At 74.2% G+C, this 22,709-nt stretch carries 15 protein-coding genes; 8 read left to right on the top strand and 7 right to left on the bottom strand.

The genetic code is table 11. The features are described 5' to 3' along the window. Window positions 1–336 precede the first annotated feature (336 nt). Window positions 337–1,914 carry a glycerol-3-phosphate dehydrogenase/oxidase gene (locus ACFO4E_RS22730; protein ID WP_378578022.1) on the top strand — a complete coding sequence of 526 codons (1,578 nt, stop codon included), beginning with the start codon at window positions 337–339 and terminating at the stop codon, window positions 1,912–1,914. Window positions 1,915–1,971: 57 nt separating this feature from the next. On the opposite strand, the gene ACFO4E_RS22725 is transcribed toward ACFO4E_RS22730, so the two are convergent. The 6 genes from ACFO4E_RS22725 to ACFO4E_RS22700 form a co-directional block, all read right to left on the bottom strand. After that, on the bottom strand, window positions 1,972–2,553 hold the full coding sequence (locus ACFO4E_RS22725) for a GTP-binding protein (protein ID WP_378578020.1): 582 nt from the start codon (window positions 2,551–2,553) through the stop codon (window positions 1,972–1,974). Window positions 2,554–2,977: 424 nt separating this feature from the next. Continuing rightward, complete coding sequence (locus ACFO4E_RS22720; protein ID WP_378578018.1) at window positions 2,978–3,640, bottom strand: SRPBCC family protein; 663 nt, start codon at window positions 3,638–3,640, stop codon at window positions 2,978–2,980. A gap of 4 nt (window positions 3,641–3,644) precedes the next feature. Next, window positions 3,645–6,077: an aerobic carbon-monoxide dehydrogenase large subunit gene (gene cutA / locus ACFO4E_RS22715; protein ID WP_378578016.1), complete on the bottom strand. Its 2,433-nt coding sequence runs from the start codon at window positions 6,075–6,077 to the stop codon at window positions 3,645–3,647. Continuing rightward, a complete protein-coding gene (locus ACFO4E_RS22710) occupies window positions 6,074–6,622 on the bottom strand; it encodes a (2Fe-2S)-binding protein (protein WP_378578014.1) in 549 nt (182 codons plus the stop codon). Before ACFO4E_RS22710 ends, cutA begins: the two co-directional genes overlap by 4 nt. Continuing rightward, window positions 6,623–7,534, bottom strand: a complete 912-nt coding sequence (locus tag ACFO4E_RS22705; protein WP_378578012.1) for an FAD binding domain-containing protein — start codon at window positions 7,532–7,534, stop codon at window positions 6,623–6,625. Window positions 7,535–7,563: 29 nt separating this feature from the next. Next, entirely contained in the window at window positions 7,564–8,961 is a 1,398-nt protein-coding gene (locus tag ACFO4E_RS22700) for a uracil-xanthine permease family protein (protein WP_378578010.1), read from the bottom strand. Between the two features lie 439 nt (window positions 8,962–9,400). Here ACFO4E_RS22700 and ACFO4E_RS22695 point away from each other — a divergent pair, with 439 nt between their 5' ends. Genes ACFO4E_RS22695 through ACFO4E_RS22685 form a run of 3 tightly spaced genes read left to right on the top strand, consistent with a single transcriptional unit; the run spans window position 9,401 to window position 11,794 of the window. Continuing rightward, on the top strand, window positions 9,401–9,751 hold the full coding sequence (locus tag ACFO4E_RS22695) for a hypothetical protein (protein WP_378578008.1): 351 nt from the start codon (window positions 9,401–9,403) through the stop codon (window positions 9,749–9,751). 40 nt (window positions 9,752–9,791) lie between these two features. After that, the gene (locus ACFO4E_RS22690; RefSeq protein WP_378578006.1) at window positions 9,792–11,273 is read left to right on the top strand and encodes a hypothetical protein; all 1,482 of its coding nucleotides are present in this window, start codon (window positions 9,792–9,794) and stop codon (window positions 11,271–11,273) included. Between the two features lie 20 nt (window positions 11,274–11,293). After that, entirely contained in the window at window positions 11,294–11,794 is a 501-nt protein-coding gene (locus tag ACFO4E_RS22685; protein WP_378578004.1) for a hypothetical protein, read from the top strand. 35 nt (window positions 11,795–11,829) lie between these two features. On the opposite strand, the gene ACFO4E_RS22680 is transcribed toward ACFO4E_RS22685, so the two are convergent. After that, complete coding sequence (locus tag ACFO4E_RS22680; RefSeq protein WP_378578002.1) at window positions 11,830–13,641, bottom strand: PucR family transcriptional regulator; 1,812 nt, start codon at window positions 13,639–13,641, stop codon at window positions 11,830–11,832. Between the two features lie 827 nt (window positions 13,642–14,468). On the opposite strand from ACFO4E_RS22680, the gene hisS reads away from it, so the two are divergent. The 4 genes from hisS (at window position 14,469) to ACFO4E_RS22660 (ending at window position 22,577) form a co-directional block, all read left to right on the top strand. Further along, on the top strand, window positions 14,469–15,788 hold the full coding sequence (hisS, locus tag ACFO4E_RS22675; RefSeq protein WP_378578000.1) for a histidine--tRNA ligase: 1,320 nt from the start codon (window positions 14,469–14,471) through the stop codon (window positions 15,786–15,788). A gap of 277 nt (window positions 15,789–16,065) precedes the next feature. Beyond that, entirely contained in the window at window positions 16,066–18,501 is a 2,436-nt protein-coding gene (locus ACFO4E_RS22670; protein WP_378577998.1) for an ATP-binding protein, read from the top strand. 274 nt (window positions 18,502–18,775) lie between these two features. Continuing rightward, a complete protein-coding gene (locus ACFO4E_RS22665; protein WP_378577996.1) occupies window positions 18,776–21,208 on the top strand; it encodes an ATP-binding protein in 2,433 nt (810 codons plus the stop codon). 439 nt (window positions 21,209–21,647) lie between these two features. Next, a complete protein-coding gene (locus ACFO4E_RS22660; protein ID WP_378577995.1) occupies window positions 21,648–22,577 on the top strand; it encodes an AMP-binding protein in 930 nt (309 codons plus the stop codon). Window positions 22,578–22,709 lie beyond the last annotated feature (132 nt).

Raw genomic sequence — 22,709 nt, 5'->3', positions numbered from 1 at the left:
GGCAATGCCGCACTTCGAGCGGTCGGATGCCGTGGCCGACGCGTCTCACTCCGCGCGCCGCCGGGTGAACGCACCCGCGATCAGGAAGGGGATCCACCGGGGCGTTCACCCCGTCGATCCCACCCGCCGAGCATTGGCGGCGCGTTCGACATTGTCGTACGATGGTCGACATAGGAACAGGCGACCGATCGAGGCCCCAGCACCGGCCGGCACCGGTGGCCCGGGCCCCGGACGCACGGCGGCCCCGACGGGGCGGAACCGCCGCCGCGGCGCCCCCGCCCGACACCGCCCCACCGCCGCCCACGCCCGACCCACCGGCCAGCAGAGGAAGCCGACATGCCCACCACATCGACACCCCGGCACCTGCCCGGCACCCGGGGCGCCACCCGCGCGGAGATCACCCGCGGAACCTTCGACCTCCTCGTCATCGGCGGCGGCATCCTCGGCACGTCCGTGGCGTGGATGGCCACCCAGGCCGGCCTGCGGGTGGCCATGGTCGACGCCGGCGACTTCGCGGGCGCCACCTCCAGCGCCTCGTCCAAGCTCGTCCACGGCGGGCTGCGCTACCTGCAGACCGGCAACGTCCGGCTGGTCGCCGAGAACCACCGGGAGCGCCGCGCGCTCTCCGGCGACGTCGCCCCGCACCTGGTCACCCCGATGCCCTTCCTCGTCCCCGTGTACAAGGGCGGCCCGCACAGCGCCGCCAAGATGGCCGCCGGGGCCTTCCTCTACTCCGCCCTGTCGGCCTTCGGCGACGGGGTCGGCCGCGTCATGTCGCCCGCGCAGGCGCGCCGCCTCGCCCCTGCTCTCAGAACCGACGGCCTCAAGGCCGTGGCCGCCTACCACGACCACCAGATGAACGACAGCCGCATGGCGATCATGACCGTGCGCGCCGCCGCCGAGGCCGGCGCCGTCGTCCTCAACCACGCGCGCGTCGTGGGCCTGCGCACCACGCACGGCCGGGTCACCGGCGCCGACCTGCGCGACGGGGTGGACGGCACGGAGTTCGGCGTGGACGCACGGCTCGTGCTCAACGCGACCGGCCCCTGGGTCGACCACCTGCGCCGGATGGAGGACCCCGCCGCCGCGCCGAGCGTGCGGCTGTCCAAGGGCGCCCACCTGGTCCTGCGGACCGACCGGCCCTGGCGCGCGGTGCTGACGATCCCGGTGGACAAGTACCGGGTCTCCTTCGCCATCCCCTGGGAGGACCACCTGCTCCTGGGCACGACCGATGAGTCCTACGCCGGCGACCCCGCCGATGTGGGCGTGGTCGCCGCCGACACCGACCAGATCCTCGGCGAGGCGGCCGCGGCCGTGGAGGCGGACACCCTCGACCCGGACCGGATCACGTACTCCTTCGCCGGTCTGCGCGTGCTCCCCGGCGGCCCCGGCTCCACCAGTTCGGCCAAGCGCGAGACCGTGGTGACGCTCGGCCGCGGCGGCATGCTGTCGGTGGCGGGCGGCAAGTGGACCACCTACCGGCACATCGGCCGCACCGTGATCGAGCGCCTGCGCAGGGTCCGGGCGGTGCCGCTGGCCGAGGACATGAGCCCCACCCTCAAGACCGTGCCGCTTCCCGGGATCGGCCGCCCCGAGGCGGTGGCGCACCGGCTGATGGCGGACCGCGAGCCGCCGGCGCGGATGGACCCGCTGGTGGCGCGGCACCTGGCCACGCACTACGGCAGCGTGTCGCTGGACATCGCCGACCTGGTCCGCGCCGACCCCGCGCTCGGCGAGCGGATCCACCCCGGCGGGCCCGACATCTGGGCCCAGGCGGTGTTCGCCCGCAACAACGAGTGGGCGGTGACGGTCGACGACGTGCTGCGCCGCCGCACGACGGTCACCGTGCGCGGCCTGGACGACGCCGCCGTGCGCGACAGGGTGGCCGCGCTCCTGGCCGCCGCGCCGGCCTGACCGCTCCCGCGGCCCGGGCCGCGGCCGCAGGGCGGCCGGGCCGGCCCGGGCCCGGGATCAGTGCACGAGCTGGCCGCGCTGCCGGGCCTCGACCGCCATCGCGTGCTTCACCAGGGTGACCAGGGTGGCGACGACGGAGTTGCGGTCGCGCGCGTCGCAGTTGGCGATCGGTACGTCCGGAGCGAGGTCGAGGGCGTCGCGCAGCTGATCGGCGGTGTAGCCGTGCTCGCCGGCGAAGGAGTTCACGGCGATCATGAAAGGCAGCCGCTGCTGCTTCTCGAAGTAGTCCAGCGCCTGGAAGCAGTCCTCCAGCCGCCGCGGGTCGGCCAGGATCACCGCGCCAAGAGCGCCGCGCGCGAGGTCGTCCCACATGAACCAGAACCGCTGCTGGCCGGGCGTGCCGAACAGGTACAGCGTGAGGTCGGTGTCGAGCGAGATGCGCCCGAAGTCCATGGCGACGGTCGTGGTGGTCTTGTCCGGGGTCGCGGAAAGGTCGTCGATACCGGCGCTGGCGGCGGTGACCGCCGCCTCCGTGCGCACCGGAGGGATCTCGGAGACCGCACCCACGAACGTCGTCTTGCCGGCACCGAACCCACCGGCGACGATGATCTTCGTAGAGAGCTTCGGTGAATCGTTCACTGGGTTCTCTGGTTCCTCACAGACTGGCTCCAAAGCAGGGTGTCCCTCGGGGATCCCCTGCCGCTAAGGGGATGCGGGCCCTGGCACGGACCGTTCACGCCACGGCTCGAACCTAGCATCGCGGGATCGCGCGGTGACCGCGCCGGGGCGCACTCGCGGCCGCGCGGGTCGCGGCGGGCGGCGTTGCCACAGGGGGAGGTGTCCGTGCTTCGGGGCGTGGCCGGATCCTTGGTCGTCGGTTCGAACGTGCGCGGGTCCGCAGCGCGGTGCCGGCGGGACCGGCTGTGACCGGCGGACGCGCACCGGAGGTGCCGTGGCGGCCGGGCGGGGGGCGTGGGCCCGGACCCGGCTCCCGCTACCGGGTCGTGTCCGGCAATGCGGGTGGAAGCGATCGTACCGCCACCCGCCGCCCGTGTCCGGAACTTCACCGGGTTGCGGACGGGTCGTATCCCCGCCGCCGCCCGAGGGCGGCGCCGACGAGGACGCCGGCCAGTGCGATGGCCGCCCCCGCGAACGCCCCGGCGACCGCGTCGGACAGCGGTCCGCCCGGCCGGCGCGCGGCGCGGCCCGGGCGGTCCGCCGCCGCTGCGGCGGGTGCCGGGGCGTCCGCGGGGGCGGCGCCGTCGGGGACCGCCTCGCACGGCGCCCCGCCGCCGAGTTCGCGGTCGAGGCGGGCGAAGAACTCCCCCGCCATCTTCCGCGCGACGCCGGTGAGCAGCCGCTGGCCGACCCCGCCCACCATCCCGCCCACGACGGCGTCGGCGTCGTAGCGCAGCTCGGTGCGGCCGTCGCCGGTGCCGGCCAGCTCCACGCGGACGTCGGCCTTGACGGTGCCGGGCGCGCCCGCCCCCGACGCGCGCATGACCAGCGACGCCGGCCGGCGCAGGTCGGTGAGTTCGACCTCGCCCTCGACGACCCCCTTGATCGATCCCACCCCCGCCCGGACGGTGCCGCGGTAGCGGTCGGGCCCCGTCCGCTCCAGCGCCTCGCAGCCCGGGATGGCGCGCGCGAGCACCGCCGGGTCGAGCATGGTCGCCCATACCTCTTCGACGGTGGCGTGCAGGGTCGCGGTACCGGTGACCTTCATCGGCTCAGTACTCCTTCGCGCTGGCGCGGGCGGGACGCGGCGGCACCGCGGGGACCTCGCCCGCGGCATGCCGTTCGCGCAGGTGGAAGAGTTCGCAGGGCGAGATCGGCATGCTGTCGATACGGAAGCCCTCGGCGTCCTCGACCGCTGCCGCCAGCACCGCCGACCCGGGGATCACCCCGGCCTCCCCCGCGCCCTTCACGCCGAGCGGGTTGAGCGGGCTCGGGGTCTCCAGGTGGCCGATCTCGACTCCGGGGACCTCGCTTGCGTAGGGCATCAGGAAGTCCATGAAAGAGGCGTTGAGGAGCTGGCCGGCGCCGTCGTAGACCATGCGCTCGAACAGCGCGCCCGCCACGCCCTGGGCCACACCGCCGTGCACCTGCCCCTCGACGATCATCGGGTTGACGAGGTTCCCGCAGTCGTGCACGACGCAGTAGCGCAGGACGCGGATCTCGGCGGTGTCGGGGTCGGTCTCCACGATGGCCGCGTGCGCCCCGTTGGCGAACGTGGAGCGCAGGGGCGAGTGGAACGCGGTGCCCTCCAGGCCGGGCGCGTCGCCGTCGGCCACCGGGGGGCGGTCGTGGCCGGCGGCGGCGGAGAACTGGGTGGCGGCCGCCGAGGCGGTGTCGAAGGCGTAGCGCAACGGGTTGGACAGCACGGCGACCGTGCCCAGGTCCATCCCCGCCGACGGGGCGCCCCGGACCCGGATCCGGCCGTCGGAGAGCTCCAGGTCGGCGGGATCGGCCCCCAGGGCCCCGGCGGCGATGCGCAGGGCCTTCTCGCGCACCTTGCGGGCGGCCAGGGCGACGGCGCTGCCGCTGGTCACCGCGCCGCGCGAGGCGAAGGTGCCCACGGAGTAGGACATGCGGCGGGTGTCGCCGGTGGTGACCTCGATGTCGGACATGGGCACCCCCAGTTCGTCGGCGACGATCTGGGCCAGCATCGTCCGGTGGCCCTGGCCCTGCGTGGTCAGCCCGGTGGCCACGTACACCCTGCCGCTGGTCTCCACCTGCACGTGCCCGCCCTCGTAGGGGCCGGGGCCGGTGCCTTCGACGTAGCAGGCCAGGCCGATGCCCACGCGGCGGCCCTCGGCGCGGGCCCGCTCGCGGTAGGCGGCGAAGTCGTCCCAGCCGACCAGGTCGGTGATCGCCTTGAGCGTGGCGGGGAAGTCGCCGGAGTCGTAGACCAGCGGCCGCCCGTCCTGGAACAGCAGGCCCTGGTCGTAGGGCATCTCCCGGGGGCCGATGAGGTTGGCCGCACGCACCTGGGCCCGGTCGCGGCCCAGGCGGTCGGCGATGGCGTCCATGGTCCGCTCCATCGCGAACACACCCTGGGGCCGGCCGGCGCCCCGATACGGGGTGACGATGACCGTCGTGGTGTAGAGGCTGTGGAACTCCACCCGGTAGGCGCCCGGCTTGTACGGGCCGAGGAGCTGGGTGGAGGTGACCAGGGGGACGATGACCCCGTACGGCAGGTAGGCGCCGTTGTCGTGCAGGATGCGCACGTCCAGGCCGAGGATCCGGCCGTCGTCGTCGAAGCCCACCCGCACCCGCTGCCTCTGGGCGCGCTCGTGGGCGGCGGAGACGAAGTGCTCGCGCCGGTCCTCGGTCCAGGCGACCTCGCGGCCCAGCCGCCGCGCCGCCCAGGGGACCATCAGCTCCTCAGGCCAGGGGTGCACGATCTTCACGCCGAACCCGCCGCCGACGTCGGGCACGACCACCTCGACCCGGCCCAGGGGCAGCTCCAGTTTGGCCGCCACCGCCGCGCGCACGCCCGTCGCGGTCTGGGTGGAGGTGTAGAGCCGCAGACCGCCGCCCGTTCCGGGGTCCCAGCGGGCGTGCACGCCGCGCCCCTCCAGCGGGCTGCACGCGGACCGCTCGATGGCGAGGTCGAGGTCGAGGGTGTGCGGCGCCCGGGCGATGGCGGCGGGGGCGTCGCCGACCTCCTGGACCAGGTGCGCCGCCACGTTGTCGGCCATGTCCTCGTGAACGGTGCGGCCGGCGCGGAAGGCGTCGTCCGGGCCGACCACGGGGTCGCGCACCTCGTAGTCGACCCGGACGCGCTCGGCGGCGTCCTCGGCGGCGTAGCGGTCGCGGGCCACGACCATGGCGACGGCCTCGCCGACGTGGTGCACGTACTCGCGGGCCAGCGCGTAGGGAGTGCGGGCTGCGACGATGGAGGGGTGCGGGAGGAGCATCGGCAGCGGCTCGGCCATGGCGCCGGACAGGTCCTCGTAGGTGTAGACGGCGATCAGGCCGTCGACGTCCAGCGCCCCGGTGGCGTCGATGTCGAGCACGCGGGCGTGGGCGTGCGGGCTGCGGACGAAGGCGGCCGCGGCCGCGCCGCGGCAGAGGTCGTCGAGGAAGGACCCGCGCCCGGTGACCAGCCGCTCGTCCTCGGTGCGCCGGATGGGGGCGCCCACCATGCGGTCGCTCATGCCGGGCCTCCCGCGTCGCCCGGAACGCCCCCGGCCGCACGCCGCTCACCGGCGGGTGGGGCCTCCCGGCGGAGCTCGGCCGCGCGCAGGACCGCGGCGACGATGTTCTGGTAGCCGGTACATCGGCACAGGTTGCCCGAGATGGCATCGCGGGCCTCGGCCTCGGTGGGGTCGGGGTTGTCCTCCAGGTGGCTCGCGACCAGGGTGAGGAAGCCCGGTGTGCAGAAGCCGCACTGGAGGGCGTGGCATTCACCGAACGCGCGCTGGACCGGGTGCAGGGAGCCGTCGGGGCCGGCCAGTCCCTCGACCGTGGTGATATCGGAATGGCGAGCCGCGCCCACCGCGAGCATCAGGCAGGAGCGGACCGGGAGGCCGTCGAGGAGCACCGTGCAGGCGCCGCACACGCCGTGCTCGCAGCCCACGTGGGTGCCGGTGAGGCCGAGGTCGTGGCGCAGGCAGTCCGACAGCAGCCGGCGGGCGGGGACCCGCAGGGTGTGCGGGACGCCGTTGACGCGCAGCCGGATCTCGTGCGGGTGCTCGGTCATCTACTCGCTCCCGATCGCGGTGGGGTGCGGGGCGGCGCCCGCCGGATCGCCCGCGGCGGCCAGGGCGGCATCGCGGAGCGCGCGCTCGGTGAGGACGCGGGCCAGGTGGGCGCGGTAGGCGGCGGTGGCGTGGATGTCGTCCTCGGGCCGGATCCGGGCCGCGGCCAGGGCCGCCGCCGCGGCGGTGCCGGGGTCGCCGGGCGGCCGCCCGGCGACGGCCTCGGTGAGGTCGACGGCCAAGGGGACCGGGGCGACCGATATGTAGCAGGCGCGGGCCGCGGCGATCCGGTGGTCGGCGCCGAGGGTGACGGCCGCCGCGACCCCGCACAGCGCGAAGTCGCCCTGTCTCCGGGCGACCTCGGTGAACGCCGTGCCCGTGCCCGGTGCCGGGCGGAGGAAGCGGACGGCCACCGCGATCTCGTCGCCGGCCAGCGCCGTCTCCATCGGCCCGGTGAAGAAGTCGGCCGCCGCCACCGTCCGCGTCCCCGAGGGACCGCGGGCCTCCACCTCCCCGCCGAGCAGGGCGAGCACGGCGGGCATCTCGGCCGAGGGGTCGGCGTGCACGATGCTGCCCACGGTGGTGCCCCGGTTGCGGATCACCGGGTGGGCGACCAGGCGCAGCCCCTGCCGCAGCAGGGGGATCGCCGCCGCGGCTTGGGCGTGGCCTTCGAGGGCCGAGTGCCGCACCAGCGCCCCGACGCGCACGCCGCCGCTGTCGACCCGGACCGTGTCCAGGCCGGGGAGGGCGTTGATGTCGATGAGGTGGGCCGGGGCCGCCAGGCGCATGTTCAGCAGGGGGATCAGGCTCTGCCCGCCCGCGAGCACCTTCCCCGTGCCGCCCGCTCGGGCGAGCAGGCGCACCGCGTCGTCGAGGTCGGCGGGTGCGTGGTAGGTGAACGGGGGTGGCTTCACGTGTCTCCCTTCGGCGGCCCGGCCCGCGGTCAGCGTGGTTCGGCGCCTTCGTCGTCGGTGTCCCGCGCCGCCACCGGCCCGCCGGCCCCGGGTCCGTCCTGAGGGGGCTCCGGCGGGCGCGGGTGCCCCGGTGAGAAGCGGTGCAGCACGTGGTAGCCGGCGAGCGTGACGACGGTGCCCAGGGCGATGCCCTCGATCACGAAGGCGTCGCCGATGGCCAGCCGCAGCCCGCCGATGCCCGCGATCAGGCCCGCCGCGATCGGGACCAGAACCGCGGGATCGCCGAAGTCGACCCTGTTCTCGGCCCAGATCTTGGCCCCGAGCAGGCCGATCATGCCGTAGAGGACGACCGTGACCCCGCCCAGCACGCCGTTGGGGGTGGCGGCGACCAGCGCCCCGAACTTCGGGCACAGGCCGACGAGCACCGCGGCGGCCGCGGCCACGTAGTAGGCGGCGGTCGAGTAGACGCGGGTGGCCGCCATGACGCCGATGTTCTCGGCGTAGGTGGTGGTGGGCGAGCCCCCGACCGCGGCGCCCAGCGAGGTCGCCAGTCCGTCGGCGAAGATCGCCCGGCCCATGTAGGGGTCGAGGTCGTCGCCGGTCATCTCCTGGACGGCCTTCACGTGCCCGGCGTTCTCGGCGATGAGCGCGATGACGGCGGGCAGCGCCACCAGGATCGCGGACACCTCGAACTCGGGGGTGTGGAAGGAGGGCAGCCCGAACCACGCGGCCTCCTGCACCCCGGAGAGGTCCACGCGCGGGGCGCTGCCGCCGTCGGGCAGCGCCGCCGGGCCGAACGCGCGATCGGACACCCACGACACGGCGAAGCCGAACACCAGGCCGAGCAGGATGGCGATGCGGCCGAGGAAGCCGGGCAGCAGCACCGTGGCCGCGATCACGAAGACCATCGTGAGCAGGGCGGTCCACTGGTCCAACGGCCAGTAGTTCTGGGCCACGACCGGGGCCAGGTTGAACCCGATGAGCATGACGACCGCGCCGGTGACGGCGGGCGGGAAGGCCGCGAGGACCACGCGGGGACCGAGCAGGTGCACGACCGCGCCCGACAGCGCCAGCACGATCCCGGCGACGCAGACGGCGCCGGTGAGGACCGCCGGGTTCGCGCCGCCCGGCGAGATCACCGCGGCCGCGCCCACGAAGGACGCGCTGGTGCCCAGGTAACTGGGGACCTTCCCCTTGACGATCAGCAGGAACAGGATGGTGGCCAGCCCCGAGAGCATGATGGCGAGGTTGGGGTCGAGGCCCATGATCACCGGGAAGACGAACGTGGCTCCGAACATCGCGACCACGTGCTGGGCGCCCAGGCCCACCGTGCGCCCCCATGACAGCCGCTCCTCCGGCCTGACGACCTCGCCGGGGGGCGGGGCGCTGCCGTCCCCGTAGAGCTTCCAGCGCGAGCCGAGGTTCACTGCGGCCTCCAGTACAACGTGTCCGGTGCGGCGGGGTCCGGCTCACCTCGCCCGGCGCCCCACCGGCGGACACGCTGACGTGATCCACTTCACGGTGAGGCAACTCTAAGGAGGCCCACGGAGGCGCATCACCGGCGACACCTGCCAAAGGAACACCGGGCGGTTGGCAACCACCGGACCCGGCCGCGTGTACCTCCTCAGTCCGGCACACCCGTGTGTCGCCACCGTCGCCGCCGGGTTGCACGTCGGTAACCCCCCGCACCACCGGCCGCTTCGGGCAGGGCACACCGCGGGGGCGGGCCGTGGCGGGGACACGCCGCGGCTGGCCGGGGGCGGCCAGCAGGCGGGCGCGTGCATCGTTTCGTCACAACGGGCGGCTATGGTGACAAATGGCGTTCAATCCCCCCTTTCCCCGCCACGGCATGGAGGAGGCGTTCCGATGCCCGAGCTCCCGGCCTCCGTGCGCTGGGTCCGCATCCTGCTCTACGTCTCCGGCGGGCTCACCCTCGCGGTCGCCGCGGCGATGCTGGTCCGCACCGGGGTCAACGCCTACGAACTCGGCTACAACGCCATGGCCAGCCTGCCCGGCGTCGCCCAGATCCTGCTGGCCGCCTTCATCCGCCGCAACGGGCGCGTGATCTTCTGGTCGGTCCTGGCCCTGGAGACCCTGATCGGCCTCTACAGCCTGCTCACCCTCGGCGGCGACGGGCGCGTCACCCAGCTCATCCTGCCCGTGGCCACGCTCTTCCTCCTCCTGCGCCCTGCCTCCCGCGCCTTCTTCCTCCGCTGACACCCGCCACCCCTCACGGGGCAGGACCGAGGTACCCCCCATGCTCCGACGCATCCACGACCCCGAACGCGGCGCCGGCTTCACCGAATACGGCGCCGTCATCCTCCTCGTCGCCGCCATAACCGCCGCCGTCATCGCCGGCGGTACCTCCGGCCGCGTCCAGGAGTTCATCGCCTCCGCCGTCGACTCCGTCGGGGACGGCACCGCGGGAGGCGGCGACGGTGAAGGGACGGGGGACGGGGACGGCGGCGACCCGGGCGAGCGCGTCGTCCCGGCCTCCGAAGAGGGCGACGGCGGCGGTACCGAAGGCGGCCCGCCCGCTGAGGAGCCCGAGGGCGACGAAGGCGACGGGGACGACGAGGCGGCCGGCGGCGACGAAGGCGACGGCGGCGGAACCGAAGGCGACGACGGCGACGACGGTGGCGGCGGTTTCTGGGGCTCGGTGGGCGACACCTTCTCCGACATCGGCTCCGGTATCGCCAACGCCGGCACCGACGCCTGGGACGGCGCCGTCGACGGTTGGAACGGCCTGGTCGACAACGCCGAACGCCTCTGGGACGACCCCGGTCAGTGGGCCTCCGACACCTGGGGCAGCTTCACCGATGGCCTCTCGGGCACCTGGGACCAGGTCACCTCGGACCCCGTCGGCTGGGTCGGCGACGTCCTGTTCAGCGAGACCGTGCAGGAGAACTGGGCCAACGGCAACTACTGGGAGGCCGGCTCCCAGGCGGTCGTGGAGAACGCGGTCGCCTTCATTCCTTTCGTGGGCTGGGTGAAGAAGGGCGAGCGCATCGCCGACATCGCCGACGGAAACGGCGACGACCGCGGCGGCGACGACGGCGACGGTGACGGTGACCGCAACGAGCAGGACGAGAACGAGACCGACGCTCCCGATCGCACAACGGAGAACGAGAACTCCGACCCCGATGACTTCGCCGACGCGTGCCCGGTCGGCTCCAACTTCGTCCGGGGCGCCGAGATCCGGCCGGCCTTCGAGGGCGCCGGCACCGCCGGCGGGCTGGAGCCCGCGTCCGACGGAGAGACCCGGGAGAGCAGCTGCCCCGAGTGGCTGCGGGAACTCCGTGACGCGGGGAACCAGTTCAACAGCGACCGGGAGCCCTACTACACCGCGCGCGGTGGGGCCAACGAGGTCCACGTGGGCGAGCGCACAGCGGGCAATCAGTACCAGCGCGTCGACTCCTACATCCCTGGTGAGGAGATCGTCTCCAGGAAGTACACTCAGCTCTCCGAGGTGCAGGAGGGCACGGCCATCGGCTATCTGCGCGAACTCTCCAACCACTACGGCCCCGGCACGGAGATCGCGGACACCCCGAGCAACCGGCGCGATCTCGGCGACGACGCGGTCGGGGAAGGGCTGGAAGGCCAGATGTACTTGGAGGTCCCGGCGCAGACCAACGCGGTGCCGGACTCCGTTCTGCGCGAGGCCGAACGCCTGAACATCATCATCCGCGACGAGAACGGCCGGGTCTGGGACCCCCCGGAACCCGAGGACGGCGACTGAAGCAAGGAGGCGGGAACGCAATGGCGTCCGCTGAGGTCACCTACTGCCACCGGTGGAACTCCCGCCGGGCCAGGCCGGGCAGTCCGATCACCGAGGACGAGGCCCGGGAGAGCGATGCCGCCGGCGAGGAGTACACCGCGATCGTGCCTCTTCCCGACCGCACCTACCCTGCCTTGGTGACGGTCGTTGGCAAGAAGTCCTACTGGAGCACGACCTTCTTGGACGCATACGGCCGCGAAACCGCGAAGTACATATTCGACGAGCGCGAGGGCCGGCTCTTCCTCCACCGTGTCTTCCTGCGGACCTATGCCGACGACACGCCCGGGCTGCTGTTGTCCGACGCCGCGCGGGTTGAGGAGGTCAGGATCCGCCCCGACGGCTATATGAAGCGGATCCTGATCGACAAGCCGAAGAACGAGAAGATCACCGAGGAGTATTCCGACGTTCCCGTCGACTCCAATTGGGAGCCCCGGCCCGAGTTCGGTGCCTGGTCCTCGATCACACGGTTCGAGCGCCGCTGAGCCCGGCCGGGACGGCGGCGGATACCCGTTCGTCCTCACCGCATCCCCCGCATGCGGATGACCCTCAGGGCGACCATCAGGTCCAGGCGCAGGTGGGGGTCTGTGGTGAAGGGGCCCAGGAGGCGTTCGAGCTTGCCGATCCGGTAGCGCAGGGTGTTGTAGTGGAAGTGCAGGATCCGGGCGGTCTCGGCGACGTTGAGGTTGTTGTCGAGCAGGGCCTCCAGCGTGGCGCGGAGGTCGTCGGTGTCGGGGTCGCCGGTGACCGCCAGCGGGCCCAGGGTCTCGTCCGTGAACGAGCGTAGCTCCGAGCTGTCGGGGATCTGGCTGAGCAGCCGGTAGACACCCAGGTCGTCGAACTCCGCCACCGACCCGGTGCCGTGCATCCGCCGGCCCACGCGTGCCGCCTGGCGCGCCTGGTCGTAGGCCGCGGGGATGTCCTCCGGCCGGGTGACCACACGGCTCACCCCTGTGGCGAAGGAGCGGCGCCCGCCCCCGCCGTCCCCGGAGACCTGGGCGATGAGGTGGCGCACCATGCGGCCCGGGCGCGCCCCGGTCCGCCCGGCACCGCTCGCCGCGGGCGGACCCGGCGCTGCCCCGGAGGCACCCGCGCCGGCCGGCCGGGAACCGGCCCCGTCGGCGCCGGCCGGGGTGCCCTCGGCACCCATCACGACCACCACCTCCTGGCTGTAGCCGGCGACGGCGGCCTGGGGGTCGCGCTCGCGCACCACCAGGTTCCAGGCGCCGGCGAAGCGCTCGTGGGCGGGCCGCAGCTCGCCGGCCGCGGGCGGGACGGTCCCGGAGTCGGGGTCCATCTCGGCGACGATCACCACCAGCGGGCGATCGAAATCCCAGCCCAGCGTGGCGCAGTGGCGGGCCACGTGCTGGGGGTCGCCGGCCTTCCCGGCGAGCACGTCGCGGAGGAAGTCGCCCTGGTACTTGCCTTCGACCGCGGCGACGGCCAGGTCCCTGGTGATGACCAGGGCCGCGGTGGCCGCGGCCCGCTCCAGCAGGTGGACGTCGGTGGGGTGGACCGGGCGGTCTCGGGTGATCAGCACGACCCTGCCGTGGTCGAGGGTGCCGGCGAGGATCGGCACCTGCACGACACGGGCGCCCTCGTCGTCGAGCGCGCGGATGCCGTGCTTGAAGTTCTCCACGTGGAACCGGCCGCCCGCGACGTCGAAGAAGCGGGGATCCTTCAGGACGGCGGCGTCCATCCCGGAGCGGGCGAGTACACGGCCGTCGGGCGTGGTCACCATGACGCTGCCGTCGAGCAGGTCGGGGAGCTTGCCGGTGATGGCCGCCAGCCCGCCGCCCGCCAGGATGACGCCCACGAGGACCCGGTGCACCTCTTCGGCGCGCGCCAGGGTGGCGGTCTGCCGGTTGAGGATGTCGGTGAGCAACCGGTTGAGGATGTCGTCGAAGGCCACGGCGCGGCCGAGCCGCACCAGGGGCAGCCCCAGCTCGTCCGCTGCCCGCAGCGCCTCGCCGGGCAGGGCGTCGGCGTGGCGGCCCGGCGCGATGGCGACCGCCGCGAGGCCGCGGTCGTCCAGGTCGCGGACCAGGCGCACCAGGTCATCGGGGCCGGCGCTGAGCGGGCGGTCGCTGGTCAGCAGCAGCTCGTGCGGTTTGACCCACGGCAGGACGTCGAGGACCTCCATGACGTTGAGCCGCCGGATGACGCGGTCGAGGCCGTCTGCTCCGGCGAGGACGTCGGCGCCGTGCAGGCTCGACAGGCTCAGGGCGTCGGCGACGGTGAGCCCCCGCGCCAACGTGCTGGCCGAGCGCACCCGCCCGGGGCTCGGCAGATCCTGTCCAGTTCCGGCCGGATCGTTGGCAACGTTACCCATGGGTCGACGATAGCGGGCTCGCATAACTTCTACCCGCGGGCCGGGGATGGCCCCACACGGGGCGGGCACGCGTGCCGGCGGATGCGCCCGCATCAGCGCGTTCGCCCCGGTGGGAGGCGCGGCGGCCCCCTCGGGCCGCGGTCCCGCGGCCGGCCGGCCCCGCCCCCCGTCCGGGCGGCCGAGACGCGGACGCATGTGGCACGCCGCCGCACCCGCCGCGCTTTACGACATTGTGAGCGGCCCATTTCGGCCGCCGGGAATACTGGGCGTGTCCCGTCCGGCGGTTTACCTTGAAGTCGGGGACCCTAACGCCGTTGCCGTGATCGCGCTCCTGGCACGAGTCGCGGTCGGCGGCACGGTGCGCCGGTCCCCGCAGGCACGCAGAGCGTGGGGCCGCTCGCCGACGTGGCCAGCCATGGCAACGCCGGTTCGCATCGGTCGATGCTCCGCAGTGCTCGACGGCCCCACCGGCCCGCGTACCGTCCACGTGGGCCGGTGGTGGCGTCCACGTCCGCGGCGCCCGCCGGAGGCGCCTCCCCGGATCGCGGTCGGGGCCGCCCGGCTCGCCGACCGCCTGCCAAGGCAGCCGGCGGGCTCGCCCGGAGGCCCGGGACGCCGCCGCTCTCTCCCGGCTCCCCTGGGGTGGCCGGTTCCGGCCATGCCGACCGCGGCCCCTCCCCCCGCTCCGGCCCCGGGCCGCGCCCCGCGGCGGCGGCGCACTCCGCCGGCCGGCGGCCTCCACGTCGTTCCAGGCCCGGCCGCCCGAGGGCCTACCATTGAGCTGCATCCAGCGAATTCGCAGCGGCCGTAAGGAGCCTGCCGAACCCATGTCCGATCAGCGCGTGGTCCGCCCCACACCCATCAGCGGCTTCCCCGAATGGCTGCCGGAGATCCGGTCCGTGGAGCTGCGCTGGCTGGACCATATCCGCGCGGGCTTCGAACGCTACGGTTTCGCGTCGGTCGAGACCCCGTCGGTCGAGAACCTCGACGTGCTGATGGCCAAGGGCGAGACCTCCCAGGAGGTCTACACGCTGCACCGGTTGCAGGCCGACGCCGCCGACGACTCCGACGCCCGGCTCGGGCTGCACTTCGACCTCACGGTCCCGTTCGCGCGCTACGTGGCGCAGCACTTCAACGACCTCACGTTCCCGTTCAAGCGCTACCAGATCCAGCGCGTGTGGCGGGGCGAGCGCCCGCAGGAGGGCCGGTTCCGCGAGTTCACCCAGTGCGACATCGACGTCATCAACGTCGACCAGGTGCCGCTGCACTTCGACGCCGAACTGCCGCGGATCGTGCACGAGGTGCTGTCGGGCCTGCCCCTGCCCGCGTGGACGATCAACATCAACAACCGCAAGGTCCTCCAGGGCTTCTACGAGGGCCTGGGCATCGCCGACCCGCTCGCCGTGATCCGCGCCGTCGACAAGCTGCACAAGATCGGCGACGACGGCGTGCGCGAGATCCTGACCGGTCCGGCCGGGCTGACCGGCGACCAGGCCGCGGCGTGCCTGGAGCTGGCGCGCGTCAAGGGCACCGACACCTCGGTGGTCGACGACGTCAAGCGGCTCGGGGTGTCCTCCGCGCTGCTCGACGAAGGGCTCGACGAGCTCGGCTTCGTCCTCGGCTCCCTGGCCGACCTGCCGCGCGGCAGCGTGGTGGCCGACCTGTCGATCGCCCGCGGCCTCGACTACTACACCGGCACGGTCTACGAGGCGACCTTCGACGACGACCCCGGCTACGGCAGCATCTGCGCGGGCGGGCGGTACGAGAACCTGGCCGGCCAGTTCATCCGGCGCAGCCTGCCGGGGGTGGGCATCTCCATCGGGTTGACCCGGATCTTCGCCAAGCTCGTGGCCGAGGGCCGGATCGGCGCGGGGCGCACCTGCCCCACCGACGTCATGGTCGTGGTCCCGGCCGCCGACCGGCGCGACGAAGCGCTGCGCACCGCGGCGCGGCTGCGCGGGCGCGGATTCAACACCGAGGTCTTCCACCAGGCCGCCAAGGTCGGCAAGCAGATCCAGTACGCGTCGCGCAAGGGCATCCCCTTCGTGTGGTTCCCGCCTTTCGAGGACGGCCGCCCGCACGAGGTGAAGGACCTCGCCACCGGCGAGCAGACCGAGGCCGACCCCGCGTCCTGGGCCCGCCCCTGAGCCCTGCGGCACGGAGCCGCGGCCCCGTGCCGCCCCCCGGCCGGTTCCGGGCGGCGGCCCGCCGGGCCGCGGCCGATGCCGCCGGCGATTCCCGCGGCCGTGCTCGGCGTCCGCGGGGGTCGTCGCAGGTCGGTGCCCGCGGTTAGCCGGGACCGGCCATTTCGAAGACACGGCCCGTCCCACGTGGAACACTTCTTGCAGGGCTCACGTCCGTGCCGACACGCCCCCGTCGGCGCGTCCGAGCGGCTCCCGACGCGGTTGCCCAGTGAACGAGGCCATGCCAGATCCTCGCCAGAATCCGCCCCTGCCCGCTGACGACTTCATCGGCCGTGAACGCGACGTCATCGACCTCTGCCGGATCGTCGGCGGCACCCGCATGGTGACGCTGACCGGAACGGGCGGCATGGGCAAGACCCGGCTGGCCCTCCGCGTCGCCGAGCGCGTCCTCCCGGACTTCCCCGACGGCCTCCGGTTCGTCGACCTCAGCGAGGCGTCCTCCCCCGACCAGGTCGTGCGCGCCGTGGCGCGTGCGCTGAGGGTTCTGGAGCACGGCGAGAAGCCCCCGGCCGAGGCCGTCGTCGCGGCGCTGCGCCCCCAGCAGGTCCTGCTGCTGCTCGACACGTGCGAGCGCGCGGTGGGGCCGCTGGCCGATCTGTGCCGGAGTCTGCTGACCTCGTGCCCCGGCGTGCGGATCCTGGCGACCAGCCGGCAGCCGCTGCGGGTCCCCGGTGAGACCGTGTGGCGGATCCCCCCGCTCTCCCTTCCGCCGCCCCCGGGCGGCGGCCGCTCCTCCGCCGCGACGCTCTACCCGGTCACCCCCGAGCAGGCGCTGCGCTTCGAGGCGGTGCGGCTGTTCACGGTGCGGGCGCAGGCGGCCCGGCCGGGCCTGGAGATCACCGCCGAGAACGCGGCCGACATCGCGGAGATCTGCCGCATGCTCGACGGCGTCCCCCTGGCCATCGAGCTCGCCGCGGCCCGCGCGCGGGTGCTGTCGGTACAGCAGATCCTGCGCAGGCTCGACGACCGGTTCCTGCTGCTGGTGACGGCCGGCAACGAGCTGCCGCCGCGCCAGCGCACCCTGCGGGCCGTGCTGGAGTGGAGCCACGACCTGCTCACCCACCCCGAGCAGGTGCTGCTGCGCCGGCTCACCGTCTTCGGCACGTGGAACCTGGAGCAGGCCGAGACCGTATGCGGGCACGACGGCATCCGTCCGGGAGAGGTGCTGGAGCTGGTCTCCTCCCTGCTGGACAAGTCGCTGATCGTGCTCGACACCGAGGTCGACGGCACCGCCCACTACCGGCTGCCCGACTCCGTGCGCGCCTTCGCCGCCGAGCGGCTGTCGGCGGCGGGCGAGGAGGAGACCGCCTGGCGGCGCTGCCTGGACGCCCTCGTGGCGTCCGCCGAGGACATGGCCGCGGCGGCGGGGACGCTGCCGTGGGAGGAGCGGCTGCGCTACCTGCGCCGGCTGGACCACCAGCGCGAGGACACCGCCCGCCTGCTGGATTGGGCGCTGGAGCAGGGCCGCGCCGAGGAGGGGCTGCGCCTGTGCGTGGCGCTGCGGCCCTACTGGTTCGTCCGCGGGCTGTTCACCGACGGCAGCAGCTATCTGCGGCGGCTGCTGGCCATGGCGCCGCCGTCCTCGCTCGACCCGGTCCGGGCCCGCGCGCTGGCCGTCCACGCCGAACTGTGCCTGGACATCGAGGGGGCTGGCACGGCGGCGGCGCTGGCCCGCTCGGCCCTGGCCATGGCGCGGGCCTGCGGTGACTCCGCGGCGGAGGCGATCGCGCTGAGCGCCCTGGCCGCCGCCGCGCTGCGCGCCGGCGAAGGGGCCGACTGCGAGGAGCACGCGCGCCGCGCCCTCGTCGCCGCCGGCGCCGCACGCGACCACCTCTCCGCGGTGGGCGCCCTGGGCACGCTGGGCCGGCTGGCCGGCCGGCGCGGCGACACCGCCGCGGCGGCGGCGTACCTGACCCGCAGCGCCGAGGTGGCCGAGGAGGTGGGCGACCGCTGGTGCGTGGCGCGCTGCCTGAACGGCCTGGGACGGCTCGCCACACAGCTCGGCGACCTCGAAGGCGCCGGGCGCCGGCTGGACGAGGCGCTGCGCATCTTCGCCGAGATGGGCGTCGCCCCCGAGACCGCCCGGTGCACCGCCGCCCTCGGCTACCTGGACCTCGCGCGCGGCGACATCTCCGGCGCCCGCCGCCGCTTCTCCGGCTGCCTGCGCGCCGGCGTGACGTCGGGGCGCCGGGGGGCGGTCGCCCGGTCGATGGAGGCCCTGGCCGAGCTGGCGCTGGCCGAAGAGCAGCCCGAACGCGCCGCCTCGCTCGCCGGTGTCGCCGCGCAGCTCTACACCGCCCTGGGCCAGCCCGCGCCGCACGCCACCCGCCTCTACGACGCCGCCCGCCAGGACCTCACGAGCGACGCCGCGGAGAAGTCGTGGCGGGCGTGGCGGATGATCGCGCCGGAGCAGGCCGTGGAACGGGCGCTGGACTTCCCCACGCCGCGCCGCGCGCTGCCGTCGTTGCTCACCCCGCGCGAGAAGGAGATCGCCGCGCTCGTGGGCGAGGGCATGTCCAACCGGCAGATCGCCGAGCACCTCACGATCAGCCAGGCCACCGCCGCACGGCACATCGCCAACATCTTCCGCAAGCTCCTGATCACCTCGCGCACCCAGCTCGCGGAATGGGCGGGCCGGCACGGGATCGGCGGCTAGGCTCGTGCCCGACGCGCCTCCGGGCGGCGGACGCCGCCCCCGCGCCTCACCCGCGCGCCGCCCGCTCCCCGCCCACCGGACCGGCCCCGCCACGCCCGCCGCCGGGTTTCCGACATAGCGGGGAGATTCCCTGGTATCGCTTGCGCACGGCCGGTGCAGCTACTAAGACAGAAGCTCTAGGCACCCGCACGCACCGTACCTCCGACCGCCGCCGAACGCTCTTACCCCCAGGCAAGGTGAGAGCGGCCCCCTACTGCCTACTCGCGTGAAGGCCATGGCACCTCAGACCGCGCCCGCGCGGCAGAACCTCCCTGCGGACTCCGACAGCTTCATTGGCCGCGAACGCGATCTCAGCGATCTGCTCCGGCTGCTCGACACCGACCGCGTGGTCACCCTGTGCGGTCCGGGCGGGATCGGCAAGACCCGGCTCGCGCTGCGCTTGGCGGCGCAGGCCACCGCCTCGTTCCCCGACGGTGTGTGGCTGGCGGCCCTCGCCGACGCCTCGACCCAATGGGAGGTCGCCTCCCGGATCGCCGCGGCCCTCGCCGTCGCGGAGGAGCCCGGCCGCGGCCTCATCGAGACGCTGTGCGATGCCCTCAGCAGCCGCAGGCTGCTGCTGGTGCTCGACTCCTGCGACCGCGCCGCCGGGCACGTGGCCGAGGTGGGGCGGACGCTGACCCGGCGCTGTCCGGAGATCTCGCTGCTGCTCACGGCCGCCGATCCGGTGGGCGCCGATGGGGAGTCCGTCCGGCGGGTCCCGCCGTTGCCGCCGCCCCGTTCCGACGACGGCACCGACCCCGCGCGCAACGAGGCGGTACGGCTGTTCCTCGACCGCGCCGGGAGAGCCTCGCCCGCCGGCCCCGTCGATGCCGATCAGCCCGCGGTCGCCGAGATCTGCCGCCTCGTCGACGGCAACCCCCTCGCCATCGAGCTGGTCGCCGCCTGGACCGGGCACCTCTCGCCGACCCTGATCGCCGAGGGGCTCGCCGGCCTGTTGGCACCGGATTGCGGCAACGGGTCCCGGCCGCCCGTGGTGGACGCGGTGCTGGACTGGAGCCACGCCCTGCTCAGTGAGGCCGAGCGCGTCCTGCTGCGCCGGCTGGCGGTGTTCCCCGACTGGGATCTCGAACTGGCCGAACGCGTGTGCTCCGGCGGCCGCCTGGGCGAGACCGCCGTGCTCGACCTGCTGTCGGCCCTGGTCGACCGGTCGCTGGTCGGCCTCACCGGCGAGCACCGCGGCCGGGTCCGCTACCGGCTCCCCGGGCCGGTGCGCCGCTACGCCGCCGCGCGGCTGGCCGACGCCGGCGAGGAGGACGCCGTGCGCGAGCGCCACTGCGAGCGGATGGCGCTGATCGTCGAGGAGCTGGGCCGCGCCTCGGTCATCGGCCGCGCCCTGCCCTGGCCCGAGCGCTTCGGCAACTGGCAGCGGGTCATCGCCGAATACGACAACATCCGCGCCGCCCTGCACTGGGCCGTGTCCAGCCGCCGCGTGCGCGAGGGCCTGCGCCTGTGCGTCGGGCTGCGGCCCTTCTGGGTGACCGGCTACCGCTTCTCCGAAGGGGACCGCTGGAGCGGGCTGTTCCTGGACATGCCGGGCGGCCCCGCCCTGCTGCGCGGCCGGGCCCTGGTCGGCCGCGGCGAACTGGCCTGGGCACGCCACGACCTCGGCCCGGCGGTGCGCCTGGCCGAGGAGGGCATGCGCATCGGCCGCGAGAACGGCGACACCGAGCCGGTGGTGCGGGCGCTCAACGTGCTGTCGATGATCGACCTGCGCGTCGGCGCGTACGACCGCGCCGAGGAGCGGCTCGCCGAGACCCTGAAGATGGCCCGCGACTCCGGCGACCTGTGGAACGAGGCCATGGCGCTGGGCTCCCAGGGCACGCTGGCGGCGCGCCAGGGCGACCTGTCGGCCGCCGATACCCGCTACAACACCGCGCTCATGATCCTGCGGGGCATGGACCACCGGTGGGGCGTCGGCATCACCCTGATCGGCCGCGGCACCATCGCGGAGGCGCAGGGCGACCTCTTCGCCGCGGACCGCTCCTACCGCCAGGCGATGGACATCCAGCGCGACATCGGCGCGGCGCCGGAACTGGCGCGCTGCCTGGCGGGCGTGGGCCGCATCGCCTACGGTCTGGGCGCCACCGGCCAGGCGTTCGACTACCTGAGCGAAGCGCTGACCCTCAGCCACTCCACGGGGCAGCTGATCGGCGTGGCCGACGCGCTGCTGTCCATCGCCCGGGTGGCCGCCGCCCAAGGGCTGGAGTGCGACGCCTTCCGGCTCGCGGGGGCGGCGGCCGTGTTCCGCGAAGGCACCGGCCTGCCGGAGTCCAGGCGCCCGTGGCCGCTGCACGAGGGGGTCGACGACCCCGATCCGGAGCTGGTCGCGTGCTGGAACGAGGGCCGCGACCTGGGGTTCGACGCCGCGGTGTCACTGGCACTGGCCGTGGCCGACGCCGCCCGGTCGCCCCGTCCGCGCCCGCCGGCCGCGGGCACGGCCGAGCCGCCGAGGAAGGCGCTGACCCCCCGCGAACACGAGATCGCCGGGCTCGTCGGCGAGCAGCTGTCCAACCGCGCGATCTCCGAACGGCTCTTCGTTGCGCCCGCCACCGTGGCCCGGCACATCGCCAACATCAACCGGAAAATGGGGTTCAACTCACGCAAGCAGATCGCCGCTTGGGTGAGTCAGCACGACGGCGCCGCGTGACCCCTCCCTGACCTGGCGCATCGCAGGTCTACATAGAGACGCGCAATATTTACATATGCAGCTGCACACGTGGATGCATGTGCAGAAGCCCAGGAAAACGCTAGTGTCATCCGCATGGGACCGCACGCGGATTCCGACGTCGATCCGACGGCGGAATCGGTGCGTCCCTGACGTCCGGAGGGCGACCTCCGGGCGGTCGAGGACACGGCAGGAACCGGTCAGGGCCATCCGCGGTCCGGTATGCCCGCTTCGCGTTCCACGGGGGCGGCGGAGCGGACGTCCCTGCCGCGTCCACGGCACCGCTGGAAATCCGCATGGCCCCGGGTGCGCTTTGAGGGGAGGCATCCGGGATCCCGCGGAATGGCGCCACCGGGCTCGCCACGTGGAGGGGGCGTGACGAGCCCGGCCGGCGATCACGCCGATGCGACCTGGGGGCTTCATGACGGTCGGCCGACGATCCCGAGTCTCGGAGCCGCGGTGGGTCCCCGGCGACGGCGGCCTCCCGGTCGGCTCGCTGACCGGCGGGCTCCTCGACCGGCTGCGCCGCCGAGGCGGGCACGCGACCGTCACCGACCACCGCGGTCGCGGCACCGACGCGGTGACGTTCGCCGGCACCGTCGAACGCGCCGCAGCGGGGCTGAGCCGCCGCGGCATGTGCCCGGACGACGTCGTGGGCGTACTGGCGCCGGTGTCCCGCGAACGGCTGACCGCCGTCTACACGGTCCTGGCCGTGGGGGGTGTGGCGCTGCCCCTGGAGTTGACCTCCGACCTGGAGACCCTCATCTCGCTGCTCACCACGGTCGACGTGCGGATGATCCTGGTGACCGCCCCGCTCGCGGGGATCGCCCTGGAGCTGGCCGAGCGCTCCCGGGTCCGCCAGGTGATCGCCTTCGGCCAGGCGCCCGAGACCACCCCGTTCGGCGAGCTCCTGCTGCCCAGCCCCGACGGCAGCGGCTACGACCCCGCGCGGGGGCTCTTCGACAACGGCGTGATGACCTACGAGTCGGGCTCCGGCGACGTCTTCACCACCCTGCACACCCACGCCGACCTGCTGGCGCGGTTCCGGCGGATGTCGGATGAGCTGGAGCCGGCCGCCGATGACACTGTGGCCGTCGACGCCGGCATGTCCGAGCCGGACCGGGCGGCGCTGGCCGCCGCCGCCCTGTGGCACGGAGCGTCGGTGGTCACCGCACCAGGCGAAACCGAGGCCGACACCCGCCGCGACCTCGCCGCATTCCACATCACGATGCACCGAGCGAGCCGGAGGGGCGCCGGCGGTGGCTGGACTGAGGAGGCGGGTGCGACCGAGGAACGAGGGAGCGCCCGGCGACGAGGGAAGCCGCCGCCTCAAGGGCGCCCCGCAGGCTGAGCGGGAAACACCGAGCGAGCCGGAGGGGCGCCGGCGGTGGCTGGACTGAGGAGGCGGGTGCGACCGAGGAACGAGGGAGCGCCCGGCGACGAGGGAAGCCGCCGCCTCAAGGGCGCCCCACAGGCTGAGCGG

The organism is Nocardiopsis mangrovi, from assembly GCF_042653925.1.
GTDB lineage: Bacteria > Actinomycetota > Actinomycetes > Streptosporangiales > Streptosporangiaceae > Nocardiopsis_B > Nocardiopsis_B mangrovi.
The sequence above is the reverse complement of the archived record's forward strand: the minus strand, read 5'-3'. Positions and strand labels throughout refer to the sequence as shown.